Here is a 26,582-nt window from a genome sequence, read left to right as displayed (position 1 = left end):
AATTAATACGAAAATCATCTTGATTAAATTCTTGGTGATTTTTTTTATTTTGTTGATTTTAAAAACCCTAAAGCTAAAAACGTTTGCGCCAAAACATAAGTGAACATCACGAGAAAGCCTAATATTTTAGAAGGATTTACAAATAAATTAATGGCCAAAACTGAATCTGAAATCACAAAGAAAACCGCTCCTATAATGAGTAAAATTTGTTTGGTTTTGAGACTGAAATACAACATCCCCGAAATACAAAGTGCATATAAAATAACAGGGATTTTCATATCGCCTAAATGCGGAAACAAGAAAATGAGAAACGTAAAAAGGTAAACTATAATTAAAGGAAGACTCCACAAAGCTTTAGAAATCGACAACTTTTTAAGACAAAAAATGTAGCAAATATGTGCCAATAGAAAACTTCCTAAACCCGCAATAAAACCCCAATCAAAAAGTAAAAACACATCGCCAAACCATGATAAAATAAGGCCTGCGATAAAGAGGTTTTGTTTTGGTTGATTCGACTTCTGACTTGCCAACCAGTAAAAAAATAAAAGCAAAGGCATTAACAAAGTTTTGGAGAACAAGCGCAATGGCTCCTTCTCCAAAACGATGAACAATAAATCACCGATGAATACCAATCCTAAGATCAGCAAAGTGATTCGTGATTTCTTATCTATCAAACTCCAATCTTTCGCCATGTTTTTCTTCTGAGAAAACGCCGTTATCGTATGCCAAATGACCATTGATAAAGGTTTGGATAATTTTAGATTTTAGATTTGTACCTTCTAACGGACTCCAACCACATTTGTACAAAATATTGTCTTTCTCGATTGTCCACGGATTGTCCATGTCTACCAAAACCAAATCCGCTTTGTAACCTTCTTTTACAAAACCTCTTTTATCAACCTCGAACAAAATCGCAGGATTGTGGCACATCTTCTCCACCACTTTTTCTAAAGAGATCTTTCCTTTGTGGTAATTTTCTAACATAATCGGTAAAGAATGCTGCACCAAAGGCGCTCCAGATGGACAACTTGTGTATAGATTTTGTTTTTCTTCCCAAGTATGTGGCGCGTGGTCGGTTGCAATAACGTCGATTCGGTCATCCAAAAGCGCTTCCCAAAGTCCATCTTTGTCAGCCTGAGTTTTCACCGCCGGATTCCATTTGATCAAAGAACCTTTGGTTTCGTAATCGTCATTGGTAAATGTCAAATGATGAACACAAACTTCCGCAGTAATTTTTTTATCCTTTAAAGGAATATCATTTCGGAACAAAGCCGTTTCTTTAGCCGTTGATAAATGGAAAATATGCAATCTTGCACCCGTTTTTTGCGCCAACTCGATTGCTTTTGAAGAAGATTTGTAACAGGCTTCTTCACTTCTTATCAAATGATGAAATTTTACAGGTATATCGTCTCCATATTCGGCTTTATACTTTTCAGTATTCGCTTTTATGGTGTCTTCATCTTCGCAATGAACGCAAATTAACATTTTGGTTGAACTAAAAATTTTCTCCAAAGTCTCGGGATTGTCCACCAACATATTTCCTGTTGAAGACCCCAAAAACAATTTGATTGCCGACACATTTTTTGGATTTGTTTTTAAAACTTCTTCCAAATTATCGTTTGTTCCGCCCATCGAAAACGAATAATTGGCATAAGATTTCTCGGCGCCCAATTTGTATTTTTCTTCCAATAATTCTTGTGTAACCGCGTTCGGTACTGTATTCGGTTGATCAATAAAACTGGTTACACCGCCAGCAATCGCCGATTTGGATTCCGAAGCGATATCGCCTTTATGCGTCAATCCTGGCTCGCGGAAATGCACTTGGTCATCAATGACACCTGGCAAAAGATATTTCCCAGTTGCATCAATCACTTTGTCCGCTTCGGATTCGGGAATATTTTTAGCAATCTTTGAAATTAAATCATTTTCGATTAGCAAATCACTTTCGAAGATTTGACCTTCGTTGACGATTTTAGCATTCTTGATAAGACTTTTCACTTTTATTTATTTAGATATTAAATTTCAGATTATAGACATCAGATAAAAATCTTGGCTCTTGATTCTTAGTTCTGTACTCAACACTACAAATTTAGAATATTTAAAAAGATTTATTTAGCTAAATTGCTTCTTTAAAACTAATTAATGTTAATCAAAAAAATATCCTTAGCACTGGGAATCGCTATTACAGGTTTAACCAACGCTCAAAAAATGGAAAACCTTGTCAAATTTGTCAATCCATTAATTGGCACCGAAAAAATGGGACACACCTATCCTGGCGCAACAACGCCTTTTGGAGCTGTGCAACTAAGTCCTGAAACCGATTCGATTTCTTATGAGCTAAACGGCAAATACAATGGCGAAGTTTACAAATATTGTGCAGGTTATCGCTACGAGGACAAAACGATAACAGGTTTTAGCTCGACGCATTTTAGTGGAACAGGTCATTCGGATTTGGGCGATTTTTTAGTGATGCCAACTGTTGGCAAACTTCAATTAAATCCAGGAACGGCGGACAAACCTGAGTCAGGTTACAGAAGTCGCTTTTTGCACAATACCGAAGTTGCCGAAGCGGGATATTACAAAGTAAAATTGGATGACTATAATATTTTGGCAGAAATGACGGCTACAACGCGTGTTGGCGTGCAGCGTTATACTTTCCCAAAATCGGATCAAGCGCATATCATCTTAGATTTGATGGCTGGAATCTACAATTATGATGGCAAAAATGTTTGGACCTATGTTCGTGTCGAAAACGGAAATACCATCACCGGTTATCTTCAAACCAACGGTTGGCCGCGTACACGAACCGTTTATTTTGTCATGAAATTTTCAAAACCTTTTAAATCTTACGGTCAAAAGAATTTTGACGGAAAACAAGTTTATGGCGTATTTTGGAGAAAATTTGACCCAACTAAAAACTTCCCCGAAATCGCTGGCAAAAATCTGAAAATGTATTTTGATTTTGACACTCAAGAAAATGAAGCTATCGAAGTACAATTGGCAATTTCGCCAGTTAGCCAAGCCAATGCTTCGAACAATTTAAAACAAGAGGTTGGCAATCTTTCCTTTAACCAAATAAAAGAAAAAGCCCAACAAGATTGGAATAAAGAACTTAATCGAATTGTGATAAAATGCTCTGACACTGAGAAAACGAATTTCTTCACGGCGATGTACCACACTTTTATCAATCCAACGACTTATATGGATGTCAATGGCGAGTACAAAGGACTTGAGCAAAACGTTCACAAAGCCGATGGATTCACAAACTATACTACTTTTTCACTTTGGGATACGTACCATGCTTTGCATCCTTATTTCAATATTGTTCAGCCAAAACGAAATAATGATATGGTCAAATCGATGATGGCACATCACGATCAATTTTCGTTAAAAATGTTCCCAATTTGGTCGCACTATGCCAACGAAAACTGGTGTATGAGCGGTTATCACAGCGTTAGCGTTGTTTCGGACGCGATGATCAAAGATAATTATTCAGGTGATGCAAAAGCGGCTTTGTTGGCTTGCGTTGCAACAGCAGACAACCGTGACTAAGAAGGCATTTGCGAGTATATCGACAAAGGTTTTATCTCAACAGAGAAAAATGGAACTTCGGTTTCTAACACTTTGGAATATGCCTATGACGATTGGGCAATTGTGTAATTAGCGAAACATTTGGGCGAAACGGAAATTTATAATCAATTCATCAAACGCTCTGAAAACTGGAGAAATGTTTATGATAAAAGTGCAGGTTTTATGCGTCCAAAATTAGCAAACGGAATTTTTAAAAAAGATTTTGATGCTTTGGAAACACATGGACAAGGCTTTATCGAAGGAAATTCTTGGAACTAGAGTTTCTTCTTTCCGCAAAATCCAAAAGGTTTAATAGAAGCGATGGGTGGCAAAAAGAAATTTGGCGAAAAACTGAATGAACTTTTCAGCATGCATTTGCCCGACAAATTCTTTGCAGATACTGAAGACATCACAAGAGAAGGAATTATCGGCGGTTACGTTCATGGAAACGAACCTGCACATCATGTTGCTTATCTTTACAATTTTGCCGATCAAGCTTGCAAAACACAGCAACAAGTTCGTCATATTTTGGAAATGCAATACAAAGCAACACCTGATGGCTTGGGCGGAAATGATGACACGGCACAAATGAGTGCTTGGTATATTTTGAGCTCGCTTGGTTTTTATCCAGTGGCGCCAGTTTCCGAAGATTATTCGATTGGAAGTCCTGCGGTTGATCATGCGATTTTAAATTTAGAAAATGGAAAATTTTTTGAAATCGAAGCAATTAATCAACGTCCAAAGAATGTTTATCTAGAAAAAGTTTTACTCAACGGAAAAGAAATCAAAGACTTTATTTTAAAACATTCCGAAATTGTAAAAGGCGAAAAATTAATTTTTTACATGTCGTCGAAACCTAAAAAATAAAGTTTCGGAAATTCAATAATAACTTACATTTGCAAAAAATTTTCAGTTTTGTATAAGAAACTTTTAACGCAAACATTAATCTACGGCATCGGCGCTATTGCACCGAGGATTATTTTGTTTATCCTAAATCCGCTTTTGATTTACAAAATTCCGAATGAAGGTTTTGCGATGTTTACGCAGCTTTATGCCATCATTTCTTTCGTAAACATTGTTTTATCTTTTGGATTTGAAACCGCTTATTTTAGATTTTCAGCCGAAGAAGGTCAAGAGAAAAAAACGTTCAATACGTCGTTTTGGTTTTTGTTTGGAACCTCAACTATATTTTTAATTCTGTGTTATATTTTTAATCAACCAATAGCAGATTATTGGGGCTACAGCAATAACCCAGAATACATCCGATGGTTTGCATTAATCGCTTTTTTTGACACACTTTTAGTTATCCCTTTTGCATGGCTTAGGTTTAATAACATGCCGATAAAATACTCGGTGGTTCGTGTAATTCAGTCCGTATTTCAAGCGGTCTTTACAGCGGCACTTTTCTTTTGGATTCCAGAAAGTTTTTCAAAAAATTTGGGACTAAATCACAATGTAGACTTCCCTTTCTTTAGTAATCTAGTTGGAAGTGTTTTAGGTTTCATTCTACTTTTACCTATTATTTTAAAAGTTAGATTCCAATTTGTTGTTCCGATTTTTAGAAGAATGATTAAATATTCTTTCCCATTAATGTTAGCTGGTCTTGCCTTTATGGTCAATGAAAATTTTGACAAAACCATACAACGAAACCACATCTCCGAGGTCGAAGCTGGTGCTTATGGTGGTTGTTATAAATTGGCTGTTTTGATGACACTATTTGTAACAGCTTATCGAATGGGAATCGAACCTTTTTTCTTCAAACAAATGGACAAAGGCGATGCCACCAAAACATACGCAAAAGTTGCGGAATATTTTGCATTCTTTGCATCAATTGTCGCACTCGGAATTATCGCAAATATTTCTTGGTTAAAAATAATGTTTATCCCAAACAAATCTTATTGGATTGCGATTGACATCATTCCGATAATCGTTATTGCTAACCTTTGTTTCGGGATTTACTATAATTTTTCGACTTGGTACAAAGTCACAGACAGAACAGGCGTTGGTACAATTATCTCGTGGCTCGGCGCAGGGATAAACATTGGGTTAAATTATCTAGCGCTAATGTATTATCACAGTATGATTGGATCAGCATGGGCAACTTTTGGAGCATACGTTGTCATGATGATTACATCTTATCTTCTTGGGCAAAAGTATTATCCAATCCCTTACCGAATGAAGAAAATGAGTTTTGTACTATTACTTTTGTGCGTATTCAGCTTTGTTATTGTTAAATATTTGGATTATAATATTTGGCTAAGTAACAGCCTATTCATTGTCTTTTTAGCGATTGTTCTTTATAGCGAAAAAGATATGTTTCTTTCAAAACTTCGTCGTAAGAAAATTTAATTATTCTAAAATACAATGCATTACTAAATATTAAAGCTGTAAACTTGCTTTACAAAACTTATATTTTTACATTTGGCGAATTGTCAAAAACATATAAAAATTACTAACTAAAACAAAACACTCTTTTATAATGAAAATTATTGTTCCAATGGCTGGACGGGGTTCTAGACTTCGTCCACACACATTAACTGTTCCTAAACCTCTTATCCCAATTGCAGGAAAACCAATCGTACAAAGATTAGTTGAAGACATCGCAAAAGTAGCAGGTGAAAAAATTGACGAAATTGCATTTATTATTGGGGATTTTGGGCCAGAAGTTGAAGCTTCTTTGGTTAAAATTGCTGAAAACCTAGGTGCAAAGGGAAGTATCTATACACAAGATGAACCTCTAGGAACTGCTCATGCTATTAAATGTGCCGAAAATTCTATGCAAGGCAATGTTGTCGTAGCTTTTGCAGATACACTTTTCCGTGCAGACTTCCAATTAGACACCAATTCTGACGGTGTTATTTGGGTTAAAAAAGTTGAGGATCCATCAGCTTTTGGCGTTGTAAAATTAGATGAATATGGCTTTATTACCGACTTCGTTGAGAAGCCACAACAATTTGTTTCAGACTTAGCAATTATCGGTATTTATTACTTTAATAGTGCAGAAAAATTAATGTCTGAAATCAACTATATCATGGATAATGGTATTAAAGAAGGTGGCGAATATCAATTAACGACAGCTTTAGAAAACCTTCGTCAAAAAGGCGCTAAGTTCTCTTTAGGAAAAGTTGATGATTGGATGGATTGTGGTAACAAAAATGCAACTGTCGAGACCAATGGCAAGATTCTTCGATACGAGAAAGAGTCGATGGGGCAATTCCCAAGTTCTGCAAAAATCGTAAGTTCTCTAATTATTCCTCCTTGTTTTATTGGTGAAAATGTGGAGATTAGTAATTCCAAAATTGGACCTAATGTTTCTCTAGGAAACGGGACAAAAGTTATCAACTCAAACATTGACAATTCATTAATCCAAGAAAAAACGGTTATCGATCATGGCAACCTTTCTAACTCTATGATTGGCAACTCTGCGCAATATTATGGTGTAGCAAGAGAAATTTCTTTGGGCGATTATTCGGTATTGGATTTCCTTTCGAAAGATTAAAAAAATAATCATATAACTTTTTGAGATCTAGCGTCTAATTATTTTTAGAAGTTAGATCTCAAAATATTTTATAGCCTGTTGGCGTTAATTTTGCAAAGCCTATCTAAAATTTAGAAAATGAAAAATTTAGGAATCATCATATTTTCAGCGATTGCGCTAACCTCTTGTCACACTCAAAAAACTGTTACAGAAAGCAATTCTACACCGATAAGCACTACAGAACCTATCAAATCTAATTCGGCATTTTTTAATAAAGTAACCGAAAAGGCAACTTTTGAACAAGTAAAAATCAATAGCAAAATTAATGTTGAAAACGGAAGTTTTATTCCGACACTTAATGCAACTATTTATATTGAAAATGGTCAAAAAACATGGATGAATTTGACGGCTTTATTTATTAATGTTGCTCGAGGTATTGCGACGCCTGAAGGTGTAAAGGGTTATGAATCCTACAACAAAACTTATATCGATTCAGATTTTTCTTATTTAAATAATCTTTTAAAAGTCAATTTTATTGATTATCAAGCCTTGCAAAATTTAATCTTAGGAAAAACTTTTATTCCAATTAACGAAAAAGATTTTGAATTAACTCAAAACGCTCAAGGTTATACTTTATCGTCTAAAAATAATATTAAAATAAATGTCGACGGTAAGAAAACGGAATACACAGTAAAAAGTGATTATTCTAGTGAATTTAATTTAACAAAAGTTACGCTTAATAATTTAAGCAATCAAGATCAACTTGAAGTTTATTATAACAATTGGGAAAATTTTGAAGGAAATTCGTTCCCAAAAAACGTTAAAATAATTATAAAAGCTAAGAAAACAGACCAAATATTAATCGAAAACACGAAATTTGATTTTTCCAAAATGGCAACGCCATATTCGGTGCCAAATAATTATAAAAAGACCGCGATTAAATGATAAAGAAGATTAGTTTTTTACTAAGCATTTTATTTTTCGGAAGCATTTTCGGCCAAAATACAAAAGAACAGCTACAGAAGCAAAACGCTGAAATTAAGAAGCAAATCGCAAACATTAACGCAGATTTAGCTAAGACTAAAAACGAATCAAAATTGTCGTTAGCATACCTTAATGCTGTTAATCAAAAAATTTCTCTTAGAGAAAAATCTTACAACAACACTCAAAAAGAAAAGCGCTTTATAGAAGATGACATCTATAGATCTCAGCTTGAAATCAACAAAAACAAACGCGAACTCGGAAAATTGCGCGAAGATTACGCTGCAATTTTGGTAAAAGCATACAAAAACAAAGGCGTACAGAATAAAGTAATCTTTATCCTTTCATCAAAAAGCATGGGAGAAGCTTTGCGTCGTATCCAGTATTTAAAACAATATTCGGAATATCAACAACGTAAAGCTGCGGAAATCAACGACAAAGCAAACGAAATTCAAAAAAACATTGCTAAAAAACAAAAAGCTGTTGGTGAAAAGGACAATCTTCTCCTTAACCAAAAGAAAGAACTAGCAACTATCGAAATTGAAAGAGGTCAAAAGGAGGCGCTTCTTGCTGAATTTAAACAAAACGAAACAAAATTAACCGCCGAGTTAAAACAAAAACAAACGCAACAAAAATCTTTAGAAGGTCAAATTCGAGCTATCATTAATGAAGAAATTCGTGTAGCCAAAGCCAAAGCGGAAGCTGAGAAAAAGGCAGAAGAAGAACGTAAACGTCAAGCAATGATTGCTGCGGCTAAAGAAAAAGCCAGAATTGACGCAGAAAATAAAGCTAAAGCCGAAGCTCTAGAGAGAGAACGTAAAGCCCTAGAAGAGGAAACTCGTAAAGCAAGAGAGTTGGCTGTTAAAAAAGCTGCGGATGAGAAAAAACGAGCTGACGAAGCTGCCAAAGCAGAGTCTGACGCCAAAGCGGAAGCTCGAAGAATAATTGCAGAAAAAGAAGCTAACGAAGCAAAAGCTAGAGCCAAAGCGGCGGAAGATCGTCTAGCTGCTGCGAAAGCGGCAGAAGCTGCCCTTGACAAGAAAAAAGACGAGGAAAAACAGGCTGTCGAAACTAAAACAATGAAGGCGTTTGGCGTGGGTAGTGTAACGGCAGGTAGCAATTTTGCGGAGAGTAAGGGAAGAATTGGCTTCCCAGTAGAGAGAGGAAATATTACACATCGTTTTGGACGTCAACAACACCCTGTATTTAAAAATATTTGGGAAGAAAACAATGGTATTAAAATCGCTGTAAGTGCTGGTACAAAAGCACGTTGCGTATTCCCAGGCGTGGTATCAACTGTTATTGTTGACGGTGGAACCAAAACTGTTATGGTAAAACACGGTAATTATTTTACAGTATATTCTAATCTGTCTAACGTGTATGTAAAATCGAACCAAACTGTTTCTGCAGGAACACAAATTGGAGAAATTACAACAAGTCTAGATGGTTCTTACACATTAGATTTCCAAATTTGGAATGGGACAAGTCCTGTCGATCCAATGGGTTGGGTATCATATTAAAAAATAACGTAACTTTGTCAAATCAAAAAACGTAAAAAATGTATCATTCATTAGCCATATTAGCAATTTCTTGGCAACACATCTTAATCGTTGCCTTAGTACTTTTATTATTATTCGGAGGTAAAAAAATCCCTGAATTGATGAAAGGTTTAGGCTCAGGAATTAAAGAATTCAAAGATGCTGTAAAAGAGGAAGACAAAAAGCCTGATAACAATAATTCTGCGACTAACAACTAGCAAATGAATTTTGTAGAAAAGGCTTGGGATATCTTTAATCAGTCGATTAAGGACTATCATCAATTAGACCACGTCGATACTTTAGAAAACAATCCGTTCCAAACTTCAAGCTTGGAACATTTTTTGTATACAAAGAATTGGATTGACACCGTACAATGGCATTTGGAGGATATTATCCGTGATGAGAACATCAATCCGGTTGACGCTCTACAACTAAAACGTCGTATCGATTCCTCTAATCAAAAAAGAACAGATTTAGTAGAAAACATTGATGATTGGTTCCTGGAGAAGTTCAAAAATATCACTCCGAAAAATGATGCAAAAATCAACTCTGAAACGCTAGCTTGGGCGATTGACAGATTATCGATTTTAGCATTAAAAATATACCACATGCATCAAGAAGTTATCCGAGAGGATGCTTCCGCTGAACATGTTGCCAAATGTTCTGCAAAGTTAAATGTACTGCTAGAACAGAAAAAAGACCTCATGACTGCGATAGACCAATTGTTGATTGATATTGAAAACGGTGATGTTAAGATGAAAACGTATAAGCAGATGAAAATGTATAATGACGAATCTCTTAACCCAATCTTATATCAAAAAGCACAAAAAAAATGATTCGCTGGATTGGATTTTTATTAGTCATATTTTCTTTAGGACTTAGTTCTTGCTCGAGTGAGACAGGCTTCTATGCAGAAAATACTTTTTCATCAGATTTACCCTTAGCTACCGAAAGAAATGTCTCTCCGGAAAGGATTACTTATAGTTCCACAATTTCTAACTTAGTATCTACTTTTCCGAAGTTTAAAAATGTTGCGGTTAACAATCAAGTAAGAGAGTTAAAACAAAATTTGATAAATTATCTTTACGCTATCCAAACGTCTAATGATAAAGAAAAGAAGAAATCCTTAAAATCTTTCGAAGACAATTACAAAAGCATCCAAAAACTTAGAAAGCATCTTAAAACTGATGACGACCAAGTCCTTAACCGATATCTAGTTAAAATCAAAACTAATATCAGTCTTTTGGAAGCTGTTGAAAAAAGCGAATCGCAAACTACAGTTAGCTCCAACTAATAAACTTTCTAAAACCCATGCTCAAAATTCAAGCTGAAGCACATATACCGACAGAGTTGGGCAACTTCAGAATCGTAGCTTTTTCTGATCGCGATGACGATTGGATGCCTCATATGGCGATTATTGCTAACAATACAGATTTTTCTAAAGCGGTTAATGTAAGATTCCATTCAGAATGTATCACGGGTGAAGTTTTCCATTCTTTAAAATGTGAGTGTGGACCTCAACTAGATGCCGCACTTTCTTATATAGATAAAAATGGTGGCGTTGTTGTATACCTAAGACAAGAAGGCCGTAATATTGGGATCATTAACAAGCTTAAAGCTTACGCGCTACAAGAAAAAGGCTTTGACACCGTTGAGGCGAACCTAAAATTAGGGCTTCCAGCAGATGGAAGAAAATTTGATGTGGCGATAGAGATTTTAAATATTTTAGGGATTAAGGAAGTCAACTTAATGACCAACAATCCAGAAAAGCTAAAATATGTTGAGGAAAGCAATATCAAACTAAACTCACGCATACCATTGCAGATTGAGGCGAACGAAAACAGCTCTTCTTATCTTAAAACAAAAAAAGAATTCTTCGGTCATCTTCTTAACGACAAAGATTTATAAATAATAAAAAAGCGAGAAAATTATTTCTCGCTTTTTTTCTAAGTGTTACTTTATTTTAAGCCGACTACTTTAGAATCATCAATTTTGTAACGCTGGATAACTTCGTCGTAACTCATTTTTGATAAATCTGCGTTAGCACCTTTACCGAACTCAGCAGGAACAAGCACTACCCTGAATGTCTGATTTTGAGAATACTCCGGCGTTGTACTTAAATCATAAGTCGATTCAACATAGATTGTAAAATCGTTAACGGAATAATCAAAATCGTAATTAACCTCTTGATTATTTGCTAAATAAATAGTTTTTGGTATCGCTCCCCAAATTGGCTTACCGTTATTAAGACTTCCTTCCTTTCTAAAAATAAGTACAAAATCTTGATCCAACATTGGCTTAGTAAAACTTTGTCGATATGAGTTATTTCCGTTTGTGAAATTAATTCCCTTTAAATCATAAACTTGAGGATAATCAACAGGCGTTGGAACTTCTTGGATGACCTCTCTATCTGTTGTACAGCTAACTACTGTCCCAAAAGCAAAAAGAGAAAATGCTGATATAGTCAAATACTTTTTCATAGTTTTAAAATTTATTCGTTAAACAATTGCTCGCAAAATATGTACCACAAATCTTTTTTAATAAAAAATGAAGGTATATCTTTATACTCACTTAATTTTTAGATAAGGAAAAAATGAAAAGGTTAATTCTAGCAGTCACAATTTTTGGTTCAATTTTTAATAAAGCGCAATATGTTCCTAAAAACATTAGCGAAGATGATACAAAAAGGGCTAAAGAATGGGTTGACAAAACCTACAATCAACTTTCTGACGACCAAAAGCTAGGACAACTTTTCATTGTCGCATTATACACTAACAAAGGCATTGATCACATCCAAGAAATTAGAAATTTAGTAACCAAAGAACAAATCGGCGGACTTATCTTAATGCAAGATGATGCTGCGATGGAAATTAATTTGGTTAACGAATTCCAATCAAGGTCAAAAGTACCAATGATGATTGGTATGGATGCCGAATGGGGACTTTTCCAAAGAATTGCGAAAGCTTACAAATTCCCTTGGGCAATAACCTTAGGTGCCATCCAAGACGAAAAGCTAGTCTATGACATGGCTGCAAAAATCGCCGCTGACTGCAAACGAATGGGCATCAATTGGGATTTTGCGCCAGTTGTCGATGTTAATACCAACCCAAGTAACCCGATTATTGGGAATCGCTCTTTTGGTTCGGATGTTAATAATGTAATTAAAAAAGCGAGTTCGTACTCTTATGGTTTACAAGACAATAACATACTTGCCGCGATAAAGCACTTCCCTGGACATGGCGACACAAGTGCAGATTCTCATTACGATTTACCGCTTGTTGATCATAAAATCGATAGACTTGATCAAATAGAATTAGCGCCTTATAAAAACTTAATAAAAGAAGGAATCGGCGGCGTTATGGTAGCGCATCTTTATGTTCCTGCTTTAGAAAAAGAAGCCAATGTTCCTGCCTCTATTTCAAAAAGTATTATCACAGATTTACTTAAAGATAAACTTGGTTACAAAGGTTTGATAATTACAGATGCTCTTAATATGGGCGCTGTCGCCAACCGTTATCAACCTGGACAACTGGATGCTTTAGCCTTTAAAGCGGGCAACGATATTATGCTTTTCTCGCAAGGTGTTAAAGAAGGAAAACGTCTTATTGCTGAAGGACTTTCAAAAGGAGAAATCTCAAAAGATCGTTTGGAAGAAAGTGTTAAAAAAATTCTTTTAACGAAATATTATTTAGGTTTAAATAAATACGAAAATAAAAATCCAGAAAATATTATTGCAGACATCAATAACGCTTCGCACCAACAATTGGTACAAAATCTTTATGAAAATGCTTTAACACTTTTAAAAGACGATAAGCAACTTCTTCCATTGAAATCAAACGATAAAATCTATTATCTACCTTTAGAAGAAGCGCCTTACAACACTTTCGCAAATAGTTTAAAAAATAATCTTAATGTTGAAGTTATCACGACTTCTCAATTAAGCAAACTTCCTAAAAACTCGAAGTTAATCATAGGAATTCATAAGGATAATAGCACAGCTTACAAGCCTTACAAAATTTCCGAAACATCGAAACAAACGATTGTAAAAGCGGCAAAAACCAATCAAGTAATTCTTGGTATTTTTGGGAGTCCGTATGCTTTACGAGATTTGGATACTAAGAATATTTCGACGGTTTTGGTATCTTACGAAAACAACGACGATTCGCAAAAAGCTAGTGTTAATGGTCTAACTGGCAAAACTAAAATTTCTGGTAGACTTCCTGTTTTAGTTAATGACACATGGCAATTTGGTGCAGGAACGACTTTAGAAACTAAATAAATTCAACTTAAAAAACGGAATTTATCAATGAGCGAAATTGTAGAAAACAATAACATCGCTTTAATAATTTTGATAAATTGTCACCACAAAATAATACAATGAAAATAGGAATTTTATGCTACCCAACTTATGGTGGAAGTGGTATCGTCGCAACAGAATTGGGAATGATCCTCGCCAACCAAGGTCACGAAGTACATTTTATAAGTTCGAATTTACCAGCAAGATTGGACATGACGCGCGCCAATATTTTCTTCCATAAAGTACAAGTAGAGAATTATCCTCTTTTCAAATTCCCACCTTATGATATTGCGTTATCATCGACAATCTATCAGGTTGTAAAACTTTATGATTTGGATATTTTGCATGCACATTATGCGATTCCGTTTGCATATTCTGCGTTTTATGCCAAGCAAATGTTGAAGGAAGACAATAAAGATATTCCGTTAATTACGACACTTCACGGGACGGATATTACTTTGGTTGGGCAACACCCAAGTTACAACAAAGCTGTTGAATTTTCAATAAATCAATCAGATGCGATTACATCAGTATCAGAAAGTTTGAAGCAAGATACGCTTAAAAATTTCCATATTAAAAAGGAAATTCAAGTGATTAATAACTTTATTGACAACAAACTTTTTGATGTGGAAAATATTTGTTGTCGTGATCAATTCGCAAATAAAGGTGAAAAGATTTTAATCCATGTTTCTAATTTACGACCAGTAAAGCGAATTCAGGACGTTTTAGAAATATTTAAAAATGTTGAAAAAAGTATAAATTCTAAATTGGTCATTATCGGCGAAGGTCCTGATATGGAAGTCATCAATAACTTTCTAAGTGACAATCCTGAATTGATTACTAAAATTAGACTTCTAGGAAAAGTTGATGATTTACAACGAATTTTGAAATTGGCAGATGTCTTTTTGTTGCCATCAGAACAAGAAAGTTTTGGACTTGCAGCTTTGGAAGCAATGGCGGCTGGCGTACCAGTTATCAGTAGTAACGCAGGTGGAATACCGGAAGTTAACATTAATGGAAAGACTGGCTTCGTAGCAAATATTGGCGACGTTGAGTCTATGACAAAATATGCGATCGAGTTGCTTTCTGATGAAAAACTTTTAGCAGAAATGAAACTTAATGCCAAAGAAAATGCGGAACTATTTGATATCAAAAATATAATTCCGCAGTATATTGCGCTTTATAATAAGCTTCTTAAAAAGTAATTATTTAATCACAAAAGCTGCATATTTATCATCGAATCCAACAATATGCGGCTTTAGATTTTTCTTTACACAATAATCCATAAACGCAGCATTATCCGACACGTCATCACTCATTAGGATACCGCCTTTTCTCAGTTTCTCCCACAGAATAGGATATGCCCACATTCTACCATTATAAGACTTGTCACTGTCATAGTGCATAAAATCAAATTCATTTTGCTCTGCAAAAATCTTTGGAAGTGACTCTTTATCTGCAAAACGGAAAAGTTTCCAATTTGGACGAAGATGATCAGCAACAACGCAACCAACATATTTATCACCATTTTGCGCTAAATAAGGTATATCAGAGCTGTACAATGTGCCATTTCTTTTATGTAATGACAACAACGCAGCTAATGAAGACCAACCATAAGCAACGCCAGTTTCTATTGAATTTTTTGCTGAAGTATATTCGTTTAAATAATAAATTAAATCCAATGCACCAGCACCTCCCATTTTGATCGGACAGCTTTTTTCGGTTTCAGAAGCCTGCTTCATGATTTCAGGATAAAGACTATTAAGCGATTGATAATCTTTAAAATTAAGTACATTTTTAATCGCATCATCTTGACTTATCGCCAAAGAACGGCACCACTCTTCTGCGCTATCTTTGCCTTTGAAAGCCGCTTGTCGCTGAAAAATGTTTTTATAAATTTTTCTGAAAAGCTCTGGATAAAGTTGGGGGCGAATTAAATACGCAAAAAAAGTTTTAAAAATGCTTGCAATTTCTCTCATCTGTTTGTGTTATCGGTTTTTATATGACTGCGAAATTAGCGTAATTTTTTCAATTTTTAAACTTCATATTTAACAATCTATGGAACTTTAGGTATCATTTTACTTTTTTAAAACTTAATTAAAAAGAAATTCATAAAAATAATATGTAACTTTATGAAACACAAAGCTAAAATACCATGATGAACGAACACATTTTGCAATATATTTGGAGCAAAAAGCTGTTTTCAAATTTAGAATTTCGATGTACAAAAGGTTTTCCCATCGAAGTTTTAGATTTTGGAAAATGGAATTATGACCAAGGACCAGATTTTTCTTTGGCGAAGATTAAATATCAAAATACCACTTTTGTAGGCAACATCGAAATTCATATCAAAAGCTCGGATTGGTATCTTCATCAGCATGAAAAGAGCAATCATTATGATTCTTTAATTCTTCATGTCGTCTATTTTGATGATTGCGATATCGAAAGTTTAGAGCAAAAAAATATACCTTGTCTAGAACTGAAAAATTATGTTTCGGAATCGGTTTTAAATAAACTCATTAATCTAAATGACAATCCGTTTGATTTTATCGCTTGTGAAAAACTTATAAAACCAAATGATATTCCTTTATTTTTCGCTGAGCAAAAACTTCTAGAAAAGCTTGAAAGAAAGCGACAATTCTTTTTTGAACGACTAAAAAACACTCAAAACAACAAAGAGCAAGTCTTGTTGGAACAACTAGCTTATGGTTTTGGTTTAAAAGTAAATTCTGAATTGTTTAGCGAAATGATTTCCTATTTAGGTTTTAATATTTTAAACAAAACAAGAGCGAATCAAACAAGTTTGGAAGCTTTGCTTTTAGGAACTTCTGGACTTTTAAATATTACAGAAAACATTGATGAACAAACAAAAATTTGGCAACGAGAATATCATTTTTTGGTTTCAAAATTTAAGTTAAGCGGCTTGAAGTTTAATCCAAAATTTTCAAAAATGCGACCACCCAATTTTCCCACAATTCGTTTGTCGCAATTATCGGTTTTAATACATCAAGAAGCACATATATTTTCGAAAATAATATCCTCGAAAAGTATAGAAGATTTTTATTCAATTTTAGAAAAAGTAAAAAGCTCAGAATATTGGGAAACACATTATCAAATTTCAAAACAAACAAAAGAACATTCGACAGTGCTTTCCAAAGATTTTATAGATTTAATAATCCTCAATGTTTTTTTGCCTATTAAATATTACTTTACCGAAGATGAAGATATTAATGATCAAATTATCGACTTTTATAAAAATCTAAAACACGAAAAAAATCAAATTATCGACCATTGGAAAGACTTGCAAATTCCAATAAATTCGGCTTTGGAATCGCAAGCTTTTCTGCAACACTATCGCGACAACTGCATCGAAAAAAAATGCTTAAATTGCGGTGTCGGATTTAAGATTTTAAAACATGATTGACAATATACGTCACCGCTTTGAGAGAGAATGGTTTGGGGTTTTGACCAGAATGGGAAGCAAATTGGGAATACCCGTTTCTAAGTTGCGTGTGTTCTTCATCTACTCCACTTTTGCAACTGCTGGTATTTTCTTTTTATTCTATTTAGGACTAGCTTTTACACTTTGGATAAAGGATTGTATCGTTGTTAAAAGACCGAATGTATTTGATCTTTAAGATTTAATTTTAAAATAAAAAACGCCTTTCAAAAATTTGAAAGGCGTTTTTGTATATGTAAGAATTGTCTTATCCTTTATCAACAAAAGCAGACATATATTCTCTGTTCATTCTTGCGATGTTTTCTAGAGAAATTCCTTTTGGACATTCTACTTCACAAGCTCCAGTGTTAGAACAGTTTCCGAATCCTTCTTCGTCCATAGCCGTAACCATGTTTAGAACTCTTCTCTTAGCTTCTACTTGACCTTGCGGTAATAAAGCGTATTGAGAAACTTTTGCTCCAACGAAAAGCATTGCAGAACCATTTTTACATGTTGCCACACAAGCTCCACATCCGATACAAGCCGCAGCATCCATTGCTCTGTCTGAATCTTCTTTAGGAACCAAAATATTGTTAGCATCTGTTGTTCTACCAGAAGTGTTAACAGAGATGAAACCTCCTGCTGCCATAACTCTATCGAAAGCACTTCTATCAACAACCAAATCTTTGATTACTGGGAAAGCCGCACTTCTCCAAGGTTCGATAACGATAGTTTCTCCATCTTTGAAGTGACGCATGTGTAACTGACAAGTTGTGATACCTGTGTCTGGACCGTGCGCACGACCGTTAATGTAAAGTGAACACATACCGCAAATCCCTTCGCGACAGTCGTGGTCAAAAGCAATTGGTTCTTTACCTTCGTTAATTAAATTCTCGTTCAGAATGTCTAACATTTCCAAGAAAGAAGAATCTGTAGAAACGTCAGATATTTTGTAGGTCTCAAATTGACCTTTGGATTTATTATTTTTTTGTCTCCAAATTTTCAGCGTAAGATTTAAGCCTTTTTTTGCACTCATAATTTTATATTTATTGGTTGGAGATTATTTGTAACTTCTTGTTTTAACTTCGATATTTTCGTACACAAGATCTTCTTTGTGCATGATTTCGTCGTTAATGTTCGGACCGTTATATTGCCAAGCAGCAACATACTTATAGTTAACGTCATCACGTTCTGCTTCTCCATCCGGTGTAGAATGGTCTTCACGGAAGTGTCCTCCACAAGATTCATTTCTGTTAAGCGCATCGATAGCCATCAATTGACCAAGCTCTAGGAAATCAGCAACACGAAGTGCTTTTTCCAATTCTGGGTTCATCTCGTCGTTAGAACCAGGCACTTTTACATTCTTCCAGAACTCGTTTCTTACTTCTTCGATTTCTTTAATCGCTTCTCTAAGACCTTCTGGAGTTCTTCCCATACCAACTTTATTCCACATAATGTTTCCTAATTTTTTGTGGAAATGATCAACTGAATGCGTTCCTTTATTGTTCAATAAATAATCGATTCTATCTTTAACGTCTTTTTCTGTTGCTTCAAAAGCAGCTGAATCTGTAGGAATCGCTCCAGTTCTGATGTCTGCCGAAAGATAATCTGCGATTGTATAAGGCAATACGAAATATCCGTCCGCCAAACCTTGCATCAAAGCAGAAGCTCCAAGTCTGTTAGCACCGTGATCTGAGAAGTTAGCTTCACCGATTACGAAACATCCAGGGATTGTAGATTGTAAGTTATAGTCAACCCAAACACCGCCCATTGTGTAGTGAACAGCTGGATAAATCTTCATTGGTGTTTCATAAGGATTGTCTGCAGTAATTTTTTCGTACATTACGAAAAGGTTACCATATTTCTCCTCAATCCAAGCTTTACCAAGATCGTAGATTTGTTGTTCTGAAGGATTATGAATGTGTTTTTCGATAGCAGCTTCTCTACCTTTCTTCATGATTTCTGTAGAGAAATCTAAGAATACACCTTCTTTAGTGTCGTTATTTTCGATACCGTAACCAGCGTCACATCTTTCTTTACCAGCTCTAGAAGCTACGTCTCTCGGAACCAAGTTACCAAACGCAGGATATCTTCTCTCTAAGTAATAATCTCTGTCCGCTTCAGGGATATCTTTTGCTTTTTTCTTACCTTCTCTGATGGCAACTGAATCTTCAATGTTTTTAGGAACCCAGATTCTTCCTGAGTTTCTAAGAGATTCTGACATCAAAGTTAATTTTGATTGTTGCGTCCCATGAACTGGAATACAAGTTGGGTGAATTTGTACATAGCAAGGGTTTGCAAAATATGCCCCTTTTTTGTGAATCTTCCAAGCTGCAGAAACGTTAGATCCCATCGCATTTGTCGATAAGAAATATACGTTACCGTAACCTCCAGAAGCGATAACAACTGCATGTGCAGAATGTCTTTCGATTTCACCAGTTACGAGGTTTCTTGCGATAATTCCTCTTGCTTTACCATCAACAATTACAAGATCTAGCATCTCGTGACGGTTGTACATTTTAATTCTACCTTTACCGATTTGGCGGCTCATTGCAGAATATGCACCTAATAATAACTGTTGACCTGTTTGTCCTTTTGCGTAAAAAGTTCTTTTAACCTGAACCCCACCGAAAGAACGGTTATCTAACTGACCTCCATAATCACGTCCAAAAGGAACACCTTGTGATACACATTGGTCGATAATATTTCCTGAAACCTCAGCTAAACGATACACGTTTGCCTCTCTTGCGCGGTAGTCACCTCCTTTAATAGTATCGTAAAACAATCTATAGATAGAGTCACCGTCACCTTGATAATTTTTAGCAGCGTTAATACCTCCTTGAGCAGCGATAGAGTGCGCTCTTCTTGGAGAATCCTGATAACAAAATGCTTTTACGTTATAACCTTGTTCAGCTAAAGTAGCTGCAGCAGAACCACCTGCTAATCCTGTACCAACAACAATAATATCAATTTTATCACGGTTGTTAGGCGCAACAAGGTTCATATGGGCTTTATGATTACTCCACTTGTCCTTAAGAGGACCTGCTGGAATTTTAGAATCTAAATTACTCATTCTATTTACGATATTATTGAGTTACAAAATGATAAATGGCAATTAGGATAAATCCTGCTGGAATTAGTATAGCATACCAAGTTCCGAATGCTTTAATAAATGGCGTATACTTTGGATGTCTTGCACCCACTGATTGGAATGCCGATTGGAAACCATGAGCCAAGTGTAAACCTAACAAAATGAAAGCTACTACATAAATAACAACTTTAATTGGGTCAGCGAATTTCTCATGCAATTCGATCCAGAATCTCTCTGTTCCAATGTCATCAATATTCCCTTGAATGTACTTGTGATTGATCTCATGGAACCAAAAATCGTACATGTGTAGCCCTAAGAAAGCTAAAATAACCAATCCAGAAATAATCATATTTCTAGACATCCAAGAAGAGTTAGCAGCAGCGCCGTTAACGTCATACTTTACAGGTCTCGCCTTGTTGTTTTTTGCTTCTAAAATGAATCCCATAATAAAATGGAAAAACACCGCAAAAATCAAAATAGGCTGCATCAAATATTGAATGAATGGATTATAACCCATAAAATAAGATGCCTGATTAAAACCATTTACACTAAATACAGATAGCATATTCGTGAAAAGGTGCATCACCAAGAAAACCAGCAAAAAAAACGCCGATAGTGCCATTGCATATTTTCTTCCTATCGAAGATGAAAATCCTGCCATAATCTAATTTTATTTTTTGAATACGCACAAAGTTAAAAAAATGTTAAGATTGGGCATCGTGAGATATGTCAGAATTAAGTAGTTTATAATCTTTCTAAATAATTAATCCGATTAGTCGCTCAATTTGTAAAATTTCCCACGATAGGTGAATCCAACATTGTCTTTAGGCACTTTTATTAAATCATATTTTGCGGCTCGTGATGAAGCTAAATAAGGATCAATAATAAATTTTTCAATTTTTGAGATGTCAGCATCATCTTTTGTTATTACAAAAACCTGCGACTTTTCTTTTATTAAAACAGTTTTACGTTTAAAAGAAGCTATTTCTAAAATTTCATCTTTTTGAAAATGATAAAAGTTAAAACCAAATCTAATTCCTAAAAATAACAAAACACTAAAACCGAAATTGATAAAGTATTTCAAATTTCGTTTGACTAAAACAAAACGCAAATAATATAGAATCATAAAAACTGCAGCAACTTCTACAAGGTTAAATCCAATATTTTTAAAAAATAAAACATCAAAATCGGCGAACCAATGTATCGCTTTTAGTAAATAGTTTACAAACCAATCATAAATAAAATCTAGCCAACTAAATTCAATATTAAAAGCAAACAAAACTACCATCAATAAAGAGAAAATGATAATAATTTCTGAAAACGGAATAATGCACAAGTTCGCGATAATTGATACCAAGGAGTATTGATGAAAGTAATATAAAACCAATGGCAAAGTCGCTAATTGTGCCGAAAGTGACAAACTAAAAATCGCTAAGAAAAACTTATAAATAACATTATTTCGTTCTGGAAAACATTTTATAATTGGTTGATTTAGCCAATAAATCCCAAAAACAGCAACATAACTCAACTGAAAACCGACATCGAAAATCTGTTGAGAATCCCAAATCAAAATAACAAAAGCCGACAGCGCCATCGAATGAATGAGATTCGGAGGACGATTCAAAAGTTTTGTCATATAATAAAAACTAATCATCAGACATGATCTAACAACAGAACTTCCGTAATCAATAAAAATTGCAAAACACCAAATTACGATTAAAGCAATGCAAATCGCAACTTTCCGCCACTTTAAAGGAAAAATAGTTTTAGAAGTCAATAAAATCAACCAGAAAATAATAACCATATGAGACCCCGAAATCGCTAAAAGATGCACCAATCCAGACTTATTAAAATCCGAAACCGTCACTTCGTCCATTCCAGTCCGGTCGGCAAGGATGATTCCTTTCAAAAATTCTTTGTGACGAGAATTGAGTTGTGAAGTATTAATTCTTTGCAAAACGCTCAAACGTTTTTGTTTGATTTCGTAAGCAAAAGAAATTTGCTTTTTTGAAGCTTGTAGAATATTTTCGTTAGCGAAAGCCAAACCAGAAACTTTTTGACGTTCAAGGTATTGTGGATAATCAAACTGAAAATTGTAGCGAGGAGATTTTAATTCAGAAAAATAAAGATTAGATTGATAAACATGTTTAAAATCTAAGTCTTTTGTACTTTTGGGGATTTGTAAAACGATTGAAACGGAGGAATTTCGATGATCAATTTTAAAAATCTTGGCTTGATACTTTCTGTACGTTTCATTGGAGTTAAGTTTTTTCTCAACTTGAAACATTACTTCGTGTTTTCCTTTTAAAACTAATTTTTGATAATCAGAAATGTTGAAATAATGCACGATACAACCGAAACCAAAGAAACTTAAAATTAAAAATACATCTCGAAATTTAACGAGAAATGCCTTTTTAATAATGAAAGAAAAAAGAATTATGAATGTAAAAATTATAAAAAGCAAAAGCCCCAACCAAATCTCAAAACGAAATCGATCTTGAAGTAGAATCCCAAGACAATATGCCAGTAGCGTTACAAAAAGTGGCTGGCGAGACATGATTCATTATTTTAGATTTTGTTTAAACTAAAAGTAATGATTTTTTTGTCGTAAAAATAAAAATTATTTTATGTTAAGTATGACATCCGCAGCATGTTGACTTGCGCCTTTCCCGCCAAGCTTTTTTCGTAGTTCGGTATAATTAGAAAGCATAATACCACGTTCTTTTCCGGTTAATATTTTGTTTAATTCTTTCACCAAATTAGTCGTATTTAGATCATTTTGAATCAGTTCCGTAACAACTTCGCGATCCATTATCAAATTGACTAAAGAGATGTATTTAATATGTTTGACGAGGCGTTTTGCTATTTCATAAGAGATTTTACTACTTCTGTAGCATACAACTTCTGGCGTATTGAGTAGCGCCGTTTCTAAAGTCGCCGTCCCAGAAGTCACCAAGGCCGCTTCCGAGCAACGCAGCAAATCATAAGTTTTGTTCGATACAAAATGAACATCCTCGTCTACAAATTGCTCATAAAAAGACTTCGGCAAGCTCGGTGCACCCGCTATAACAAATTGATAATCTTTAAAGTAAGCACGAACCGACAACATCAATTCCAACATTTTGACAATTTCTTGCTCACGACTTCCAGGAAGTAATGCAATAATCGGTTGTTGATTGAGTCCGTTTTCAGACTTAAACAATTTTGCATCAACTGGTTGTAGATCCGAAATTGCATCTAATAACGGATGTCCAACAAAATGTGCATCCACTTGATGTTTTTGATAAAAATCCTGTTCAAATGGAAGAATAACCATCATGTCGTCGACATATTTTTTGATAGTTTCGACACGACCTTCTTTCCACGCCCAAAGCTGAGGCGAAATATAATAGACAACGCGAATGCCTAAAGACTTCGCAAACTTTGCAATTCGGAGATTAAAACCTGGATAATCGACCAAAACCAAAACATCGGGTTTGTAACTCGCAATATCTTTTTTACAAAATTTAATATTTTTGAGAATCGTGCCCAAATTCTGAACCACTTCCAAAAATCCCATAAAAGCAAGATCGCGATAATGTTTCACCATTTGTCCGCCTTGCTCCGCCATCAAATTGCCTCCCCAAAATCTGAAATCAGCGTTTTGATCTTTTTCTTTCAAGGCTTTCATAAGGTTGCTTGCGTGCAAATCGCCGGAGGCTTCACCTGCTATAATGTAGTATTTCAAAGTAGAATTAAGGTTTTAAAATTTAGATTTCAGATTCTTTTTAACATGAATCAAAAATCAATTATTTGAAGTAAATTTGTTGTAAAGATAAAAATAATATCATGTCAGAAGAATTCGAAATCAGAAATAAAGTTGCAGAAAATACGAGTTTGGTAAATTTTGATTTATCGTCTTTGATGCCGAAAGGCAAAAAAATAGGAATCGACCTAAAAGATTTTTTGTATGAAGGTCTTATCCTTCGCGAGAAAGATTATCGTGAAAAAATAGAAAAGATCAATCCGGAAGATTATCGCGATGCTTACGTATACATCTATTGCTCAGAAGATGTTATTATTCCGCTTTGGGCGTATTTTTTAATTGCAGCGAAATTAACAGACACAACCAAAAAAGTGGTTTTTGGAAATTTAGAAGATCTTAATGTTCTGTTGATGCACAACGCTATTAAAACTTATGATTACTCTGAACTAAAAGACAAACGTGTTCTAGTAAAGGGTTGCTCCGACGTTGATATGCCGAATAATGCCTACATCGAATTGGTGGAACAACTTAAGCCAATGGTTAAATCTTTGATGTTCGGCGAAGCTTGTAGCAATGTTCCTATTTTTAAAAACTAAAACAAAATAACTATGAATCCCGAATTTATGCATAGAGCCATCGCTTGCTCTTCTGAGAATCTAGACCTTGGCGGAGGGCCTTTTGGCGCAGTCGTGGTGAAAGATGGTAAAATTATCGCCGAAGGTAGCAACAAAGTCACTGTTGATAAAGATCCAACTGCACATGCAGAAGTTGTTGCGATTAGAAATGCAGCTAAATATCTCAATGATTTTAATCTTTCCGGTTGCGAAATCTACACCTCGTGTGAGCCTTGTCCTATGTGCCTTAGCGCTATCTATTGGGCAAGAATTGACAAAATATATTACGCCAACACACGGGAAGATGCAAAAAATATCGGTTTTGATGATTCTTTAATATATGATGAAATAGCATTAGCAATCGAAAATCGAAAAATCCCGATGTATTCGATGTTAAGAGATGAAGCTTTACAAACCTTTAAAAAATGGACAGAAAAGTCGGATAAAACGGAATACTAATTGCTAACAAATTCCCGAACTTCATCATACTAATTTAAAAAAAAACATAAAAACACTATGAGTTTATTAGATCTATTAACAGGAAACTCTAGCAACCAAGTTGCAGAACAAGCTGAAAACAAATTCGGAATCAGCAAAAATCAAATTATCGCATTACTAGCAGTTGCTGCGCCATTAGTAATTTCTTACCTTAGAAATAAATCTCAAGATGCTAAAGAAGCAGAAGCACTTAATCATGCTTTAGATAAAGACCATGACGGTAGTATTCTTAACGATCCCTCGCAAGCGCTTAACAGACAAGCTGAAGGCAACTCGATCCTTGATCATATTTTCGGTGGTAACAAAGTAGCGGTTGAAAATCAACTTTCGCAAAACACTGGTATTTCTATGGACAAAATAGGTCCAGTTTTGGCGATGCTAGCACCAGTTATCATGGGTTATATCGGTCAGCAAAAACAACAAAACAATGTCAATGCGGGTGGTCTAGGCGACCTTCTTGGTGGCATCATTGGTGGTGCTCAAAACCAAGCACAATCACAGCAATCACATCCTCTTAACGATATTTTGGGAAGCGTACTTGGTGGCGGACAATCACAATCGTCAGGTAATCCACTTAACGATATCTTAGGAAGTGTACTGGGTGGCGGTAATCAACAACAATCTCAACAAGGAGGACTTGGTGGATTATTGGGAAGCATACTTGGAGGAAAATAAAACCACTTTTCAAAAATATAAAAGACCGAAGATTATTCTTCGGTCTTTTTTGTTGTTTTTTTGGCTTTCGGTTTTTCTTCAACCTCGGCTTCCACTTTTTTCTCGGCTTTCGGCTTTGCTACTTTTGCTTTTGGTTCCGCTTTCGCCTTCACTGGTTTTTCGGCAACTGCCACAGGATTTGATGATTTTCGAGGTCTTCTTTTTCCATAACTTCCTGCAGTTATCTTGCCTCTTCTAGATTTTTGATCTCCTTTTCCCATATTTTTAAAAGATTAAGTGTTTGGTTATTACGAATTTAGGAAATAAAATTTAATTCACAAAAACGCTTTTTTTTGGCGTGTCCCGAGTTTTTCTCCAAACCGAAAACCATCCGAAAACCTCGGGTCGCTACGTCCGCTCCTATCTTTTAGCTTGTCGCTCGGACGGCTCCGCTGCGCTCCGTCGCCTCGCGCCAACCCAAAAGGATATCCGCTAGCATCGCTCACGCAACTACTAACCGTCAATCAATTACTACAGAAAAAACTAAATTTACTTATCCAAAACGCAAAATATGTTACAAGCCATCATTCCCAAAATACCTGTAAGTCTCCCCAAAAACCGGACATTTTATAACCCTAAAGTTATTAGCAAAAAACAATTAATTTTAGGTTATGAGA

25 protein-coding genes and 1 pseudogene are annotated in these 26,582 nt (G+C 35.0%); 16 read left to right on the top strand and 10 right to left on the bottom strand.

Going from position 1 to position 26,582, the window contains the following annotated elements; translation table 11 throughout:
- Positions 1-44 precede the first annotated feature (44 nt).
- Together AC23MB_RS11605 and AC23MB_RS11600 are read right to left on the bottom strand one after the other, a co-directional pair.
- Positions 45-692 carry a lysoplasmalogenase gene (locus AC23MB_RS11605; protein WP_313028720.1) on the bottom strand — a complete coding sequence of 216 codons (648 nt, stop codon included), beginning with the start codon at positions 690-692 and terminating at the stop codon, positions 45-47.
- Positions 664-1,998, bottom strand: coding sequence for a dihydroorotase (locus AC23MB_RS11600; RefSeq protein ID WP_312322491.1), 1,335 nt, complete (start codon positions 1,996-1,998; stop codon positions 664-666). Before AC23MB_RS11600 ends, AC23MB_RS11605 begins: the two co-directional genes overlap by 29 nt.
- A gap of 144 nt (positions 1,999-2,142) precedes the next feature.
- Between AC23MB_RS11600 and AC23MB_RS11595 the strand changes: the two are divergent.
- The 9 genes and pseudogenes from AC23MB_RS11595 to ribA all read left to right on the top strand — a co-directional run bounded on the left by AC23MB_RS11595 (position 2,143) and on the right by ribA (position 11,475).
- Positions 2,143-4,437 (top strand): annotated as a pseudogene (locus AC23MB_RS11595) (GH92 family glycosyl hydrolase).
- A gap of 48 nt (positions 4,438-4,485) precedes the next feature.
- On the top strand, positions 4,486-5,919 hold the full coding sequence (locus AC23MB_RS11590; RefSeq protein ID WP_312322492.1) for an oligosaccharide flippase family protein: 1,434 nt from the start codon (positions 4,486-4,488) through the stop codon (positions 5,917-5,919).
- 130 nt (positions 5,920-6,049) lie between these two features.
- Positions 6,050-7,069: a sugar phosphate nucleotidyltransferase gene (locus tag AC23MB_RS11585; protein ID WP_487787320.1), complete on the top strand. Its 1,020-nt coding sequence runs from the start codon at positions 6,050-6,052 to the stop codon at positions 7,067-7,069.
- A 117-nt stretch (positions 7,070-7,186) separates the two neighbouring features.
- Positions 7,187-7,993 carry a lipoprotein insertase outer membrane protein LolB1 gene (gene lolB1 / locus AC23MB_RS11580; protein WP_312322494.1) on the top strand — a complete coding sequence of 269 codons (807 nt, stop codon included), beginning with the start codon at positions 7,187-7,189 and terminating at the stop codon, positions 7,991-7,993.
- Positions 7,990-9,549 carry a murein hydrolase activator EnvC family protein gene (locus AC23MB_RS11575; RefSeq protein WP_312322496.1) on the top strand — a complete coding sequence of 520 codons (1,560 nt, stop codon included), beginning with the start codon at positions 7,990-7,992 and terminating at the stop codon, positions 9,547-9,549. The genes lolB1 and AC23MB_RS11575 overlap by 4 nt, the downstream gene beginning before the upstream one ends.
- A 38-nt stretch (positions 9,550-9,587) precedes the next feature.
- Complete coding sequence (locus tag AC23MB_RS11570) at positions 9,588-9,785, top strand: twin-arginine translocase TatA/TatE family subunit (protein WP_312322497.1); 198 nt, start codon at positions 9,588-9,590, stop codon at positions 9,783-9,785.
- A 3-nt stretch (positions 9,786-9,788) separates the two neighbouring features.
- Positions 9,789-10,403, top strand: coding sequence for a DUF4254 domain-containing protein (locus tag AC23MB_RS11565; protein ID WP_487787319.1), 615 nt, complete (start codon positions 9,789-9,791; stop codon positions 10,401-10,403).
- Positions 10,400-10,861 (top strand): hypothetical protein, encoded by a 462-nt coding sequence (locus tag AC23MB_RS11560; RefSeq protein WP_487787318.1) that lies wholly within the window; start codon positions 10,400-10,402, stop codon positions 10,859-10,861. The genes AC23MB_RS11565 and AC23MB_RS11560 overlap by 4 nt, the downstream gene beginning before the upstream one ends.
- 17 nt (positions 10,862-10,878) lie before the next feature.
- Positions 10,879-11,475: a GTP cyclohydrolase II gene (gene ribA / locus AC23MB_RS11555; RefSeq protein WP_487787317.1), complete on the top strand. Its 597-nt coding sequence runs from the start codon at positions 10,879-10,881 to the stop codon at positions 11,473-11,475.
- Positions 11,476-11,525: 50 nt separating this feature from the next.
- Here the strand turns inward: ribA and AC23MB_RS11550 are convergent, their stop codons facing one another.
- A complete protein-coding gene (locus AC23MB_RS11550; protein WP_487787316.1) occupies positions 11,526-12,047 on the bottom strand; it encodes a hypothetical protein in 522 nt (173 codons plus the stop codon).
- A gap of 113 nt (positions 12,048-12,160) precedes the next feature.
- Between AC23MB_RS11550 and AC23MB_RS11545 the strand changes: the two genes are divergently transcribed.
- Together AC23MB_RS11545 and bshA are read left to right on the top strand one after the other, a co-directional pair.
- Positions 12,161-13,846, top strand: a complete 1,686-nt coding sequence (locus tag AC23MB_RS11545) for a glycoside hydrolase family 3 protein (RefSeq protein WP_487787315.1) — start codon at positions 12,161-12,163, stop codon at positions 13,844-13,846.
- Positions 13,847-13,944: 98 nt separating this feature from the next.
- Complete coding sequence (gene bshA / locus AC23MB_RS11540; protein WP_487787314.1) at positions 13,945-15,069, top strand: N-acetyl-alpha-D-glucosaminyl L-malate synthase BshA; 1,125 nt, start codon at positions 13,945-13,947, stop codon at positions 15,067-15,069.
- Here bshA and AC23MB_RS11535 read toward each other — a convergent pair whose 3' ends face one another.
- The gene (locus AC23MB_RS11535) at positions 15,070-15,843 is read right to left on the bottom strand and encodes a class I SAM-dependent methyltransferase (protein WP_312322245.1); all 774 of its coding nucleotides are present in this window, start codon (positions 15,841-15,843) and stop codon (positions 15,070-15,072) included. It abuts the gene before it with no gap.
- A 176-nt stretch (positions 15,844-16,019) separates the two neighbouring features.
- Here AC23MB_RS11535 and AC23MB_RS11530 point away from each other — a divergent pair, with 176 nt between their 5' ends.
- Positions 16,020-17,288 carry a DUF2851 family protein gene (locus tag AC23MB_RS11530; protein ID WP_312322247.1) on the top strand — a complete coding sequence of 423 codons (1,269 nt, stop codon included), beginning with the start codon at positions 16,020-16,022 and terminating at the stop codon, positions 17,286-17,288.
- Positions 17,281-17,502, top strand: a complete 222-nt coding sequence (locus tag AC23MB_RS11525) for a PspC family transcriptional regulator (protein ID WP_079668154.1) — start codon at positions 17,281-17,283, stop codon at positions 17,500-17,502. Before AC23MB_RS11530 ends, AC23MB_RS11525 begins: the two co-directional genes overlap by 8 nt.
- Before the next feature lie 69 nt (positions 17,503-17,571).
- On the opposite strand, the gene AC23MB_RS11520 is transcribed toward AC23MB_RS11525, so the two are convergent.
- The 5 genes from AC23MB_RS11520 to lpxB all read right to left on the bottom strand — a co-directional run bounded on the left by AC23MB_RS11520 (position 17,572) and on the right by lpxB (position 24,121).
- Positions 17,572-18,339 (bottom strand): succinate dehydrogenase/fumarate reductase iron-sulfur subunit, encoded by a 768-nt coding sequence (locus tag AC23MB_RS11520; protein WP_312322244.1) that lies wholly within the window; start codon positions 18,337-18,339, stop codon positions 17,572-17,574.
- 24 nt (positions 18,340-18,363) lie between these two features.
- On the bottom strand, positions 18,364-20,376 hold the full coding sequence (locus AC23MB_RS11515; protein ID WP_312322242.1) for a fumarate reductase/succinate dehydrogenase flavoprotein subunit: 2,013 nt from the start codon (positions 20,374-20,376) through the stop codon (positions 18,364-18,366).
- Between the two features lie 13 nt (positions 20,377-20,389).
- The gene (locus AC23MB_RS11510; protein WP_313028706.1) at positions 20,390-21,055 is read right to left on the bottom strand and encodes a succinate dehydrogenase cytochrome b subunit; all 666 of its coding nucleotides are present in this window, start codon (positions 21,053-21,055) and stop codon (positions 20,390-20,392) included.
- Between the two features lie 111 nt (positions 21,056-21,166).
- Positions 21,167-22,951 (bottom strand): ComEC/Rec2 family competence protein, encoded by a 1,785-nt coding sequence (locus AC23MB_RS11505; RefSeq protein ID WP_487787313.1) that lies wholly within the window; start codon positions 22,949-22,951, stop codon positions 21,167-21,169.
- 63 nt (positions 22,952-23,014) lie between these two features.
- Positions 23,015-24,121: a lipid-A-disaccharide synthase gene (gene lpxB / locus AC23MB_RS11500; protein ID WP_487787312.1), complete on the bottom strand. Its 1,107-nt coding sequence runs from the start codon at positions 24,119-24,121 to the stop codon at positions 23,015-23,017.
- A 101-nt stretch (positions 24,122-24,222) separates the two neighbouring features.
- Here lpxB and AC23MB_RS11495 point away from each other — a divergent pair, with 101 nt between their 5' ends.
- From AC23MB_RS11495 to AC23MB_RS11485, 3 genes are read left to right on the top strand one after another with little or no spacing between them, the layout of a single operon-like run.
- Positions 24,223-24,735 (top strand): DUF2480 family protein, encoded by a 513-nt coding sequence (locus AC23MB_RS11495; protein ID WP_409508397.1) that lies wholly within the window; start codon positions 24,223-24,225, stop codon positions 24,733-24,735.
- 12 nt (positions 24,736-24,747) lie between these two features.
- Entirely contained in the window at positions 24,748-25,212 is a 465-nt protein-coding gene (locus AC23MB_RS11490) for a nucleoside deaminase (protein ID WP_487787311.1), read from the top strand.
- A gap of 57 nt (positions 25,213-25,269) precedes the next feature.
- Positions 25,270-25,926: a DUF937 domain-containing protein gene (locus tag AC23MB_RS11485; RefSeq protein WP_487787310.1), complete on the top strand. Its 657-nt coding sequence runs from the start codon at positions 25,270-25,272 to the stop codon at positions 25,924-25,926.
- Positions 25,927-25,958: 32 nt separating this feature from the next.
- On the opposite strand, the gene AC23MB_RS11480 is transcribed toward AC23MB_RS11485, so the two are convergent.
- The gene (locus AC23MB_RS11480; RefSeq protein ID WP_487787309.1) at positions 25,959-26,186 is read right to left on the bottom strand and encodes a 30S ribosomal protein THX; all 228 of its coding nucleotides are present in this window, start codon (positions 26,184-26,186) and stop codon (positions 25,959-25,961) included.
- Between the last annotated feature and the right edge of the window lie 396 nt (positions 26,187-26,582).

The sequence above is a fragment of the Soonwooa sp. T0.1_25 genome (assembly GCF_057652215.1).
This window is presented reverse-complemented; position numbering and strand designations above follow the sequence as displayed.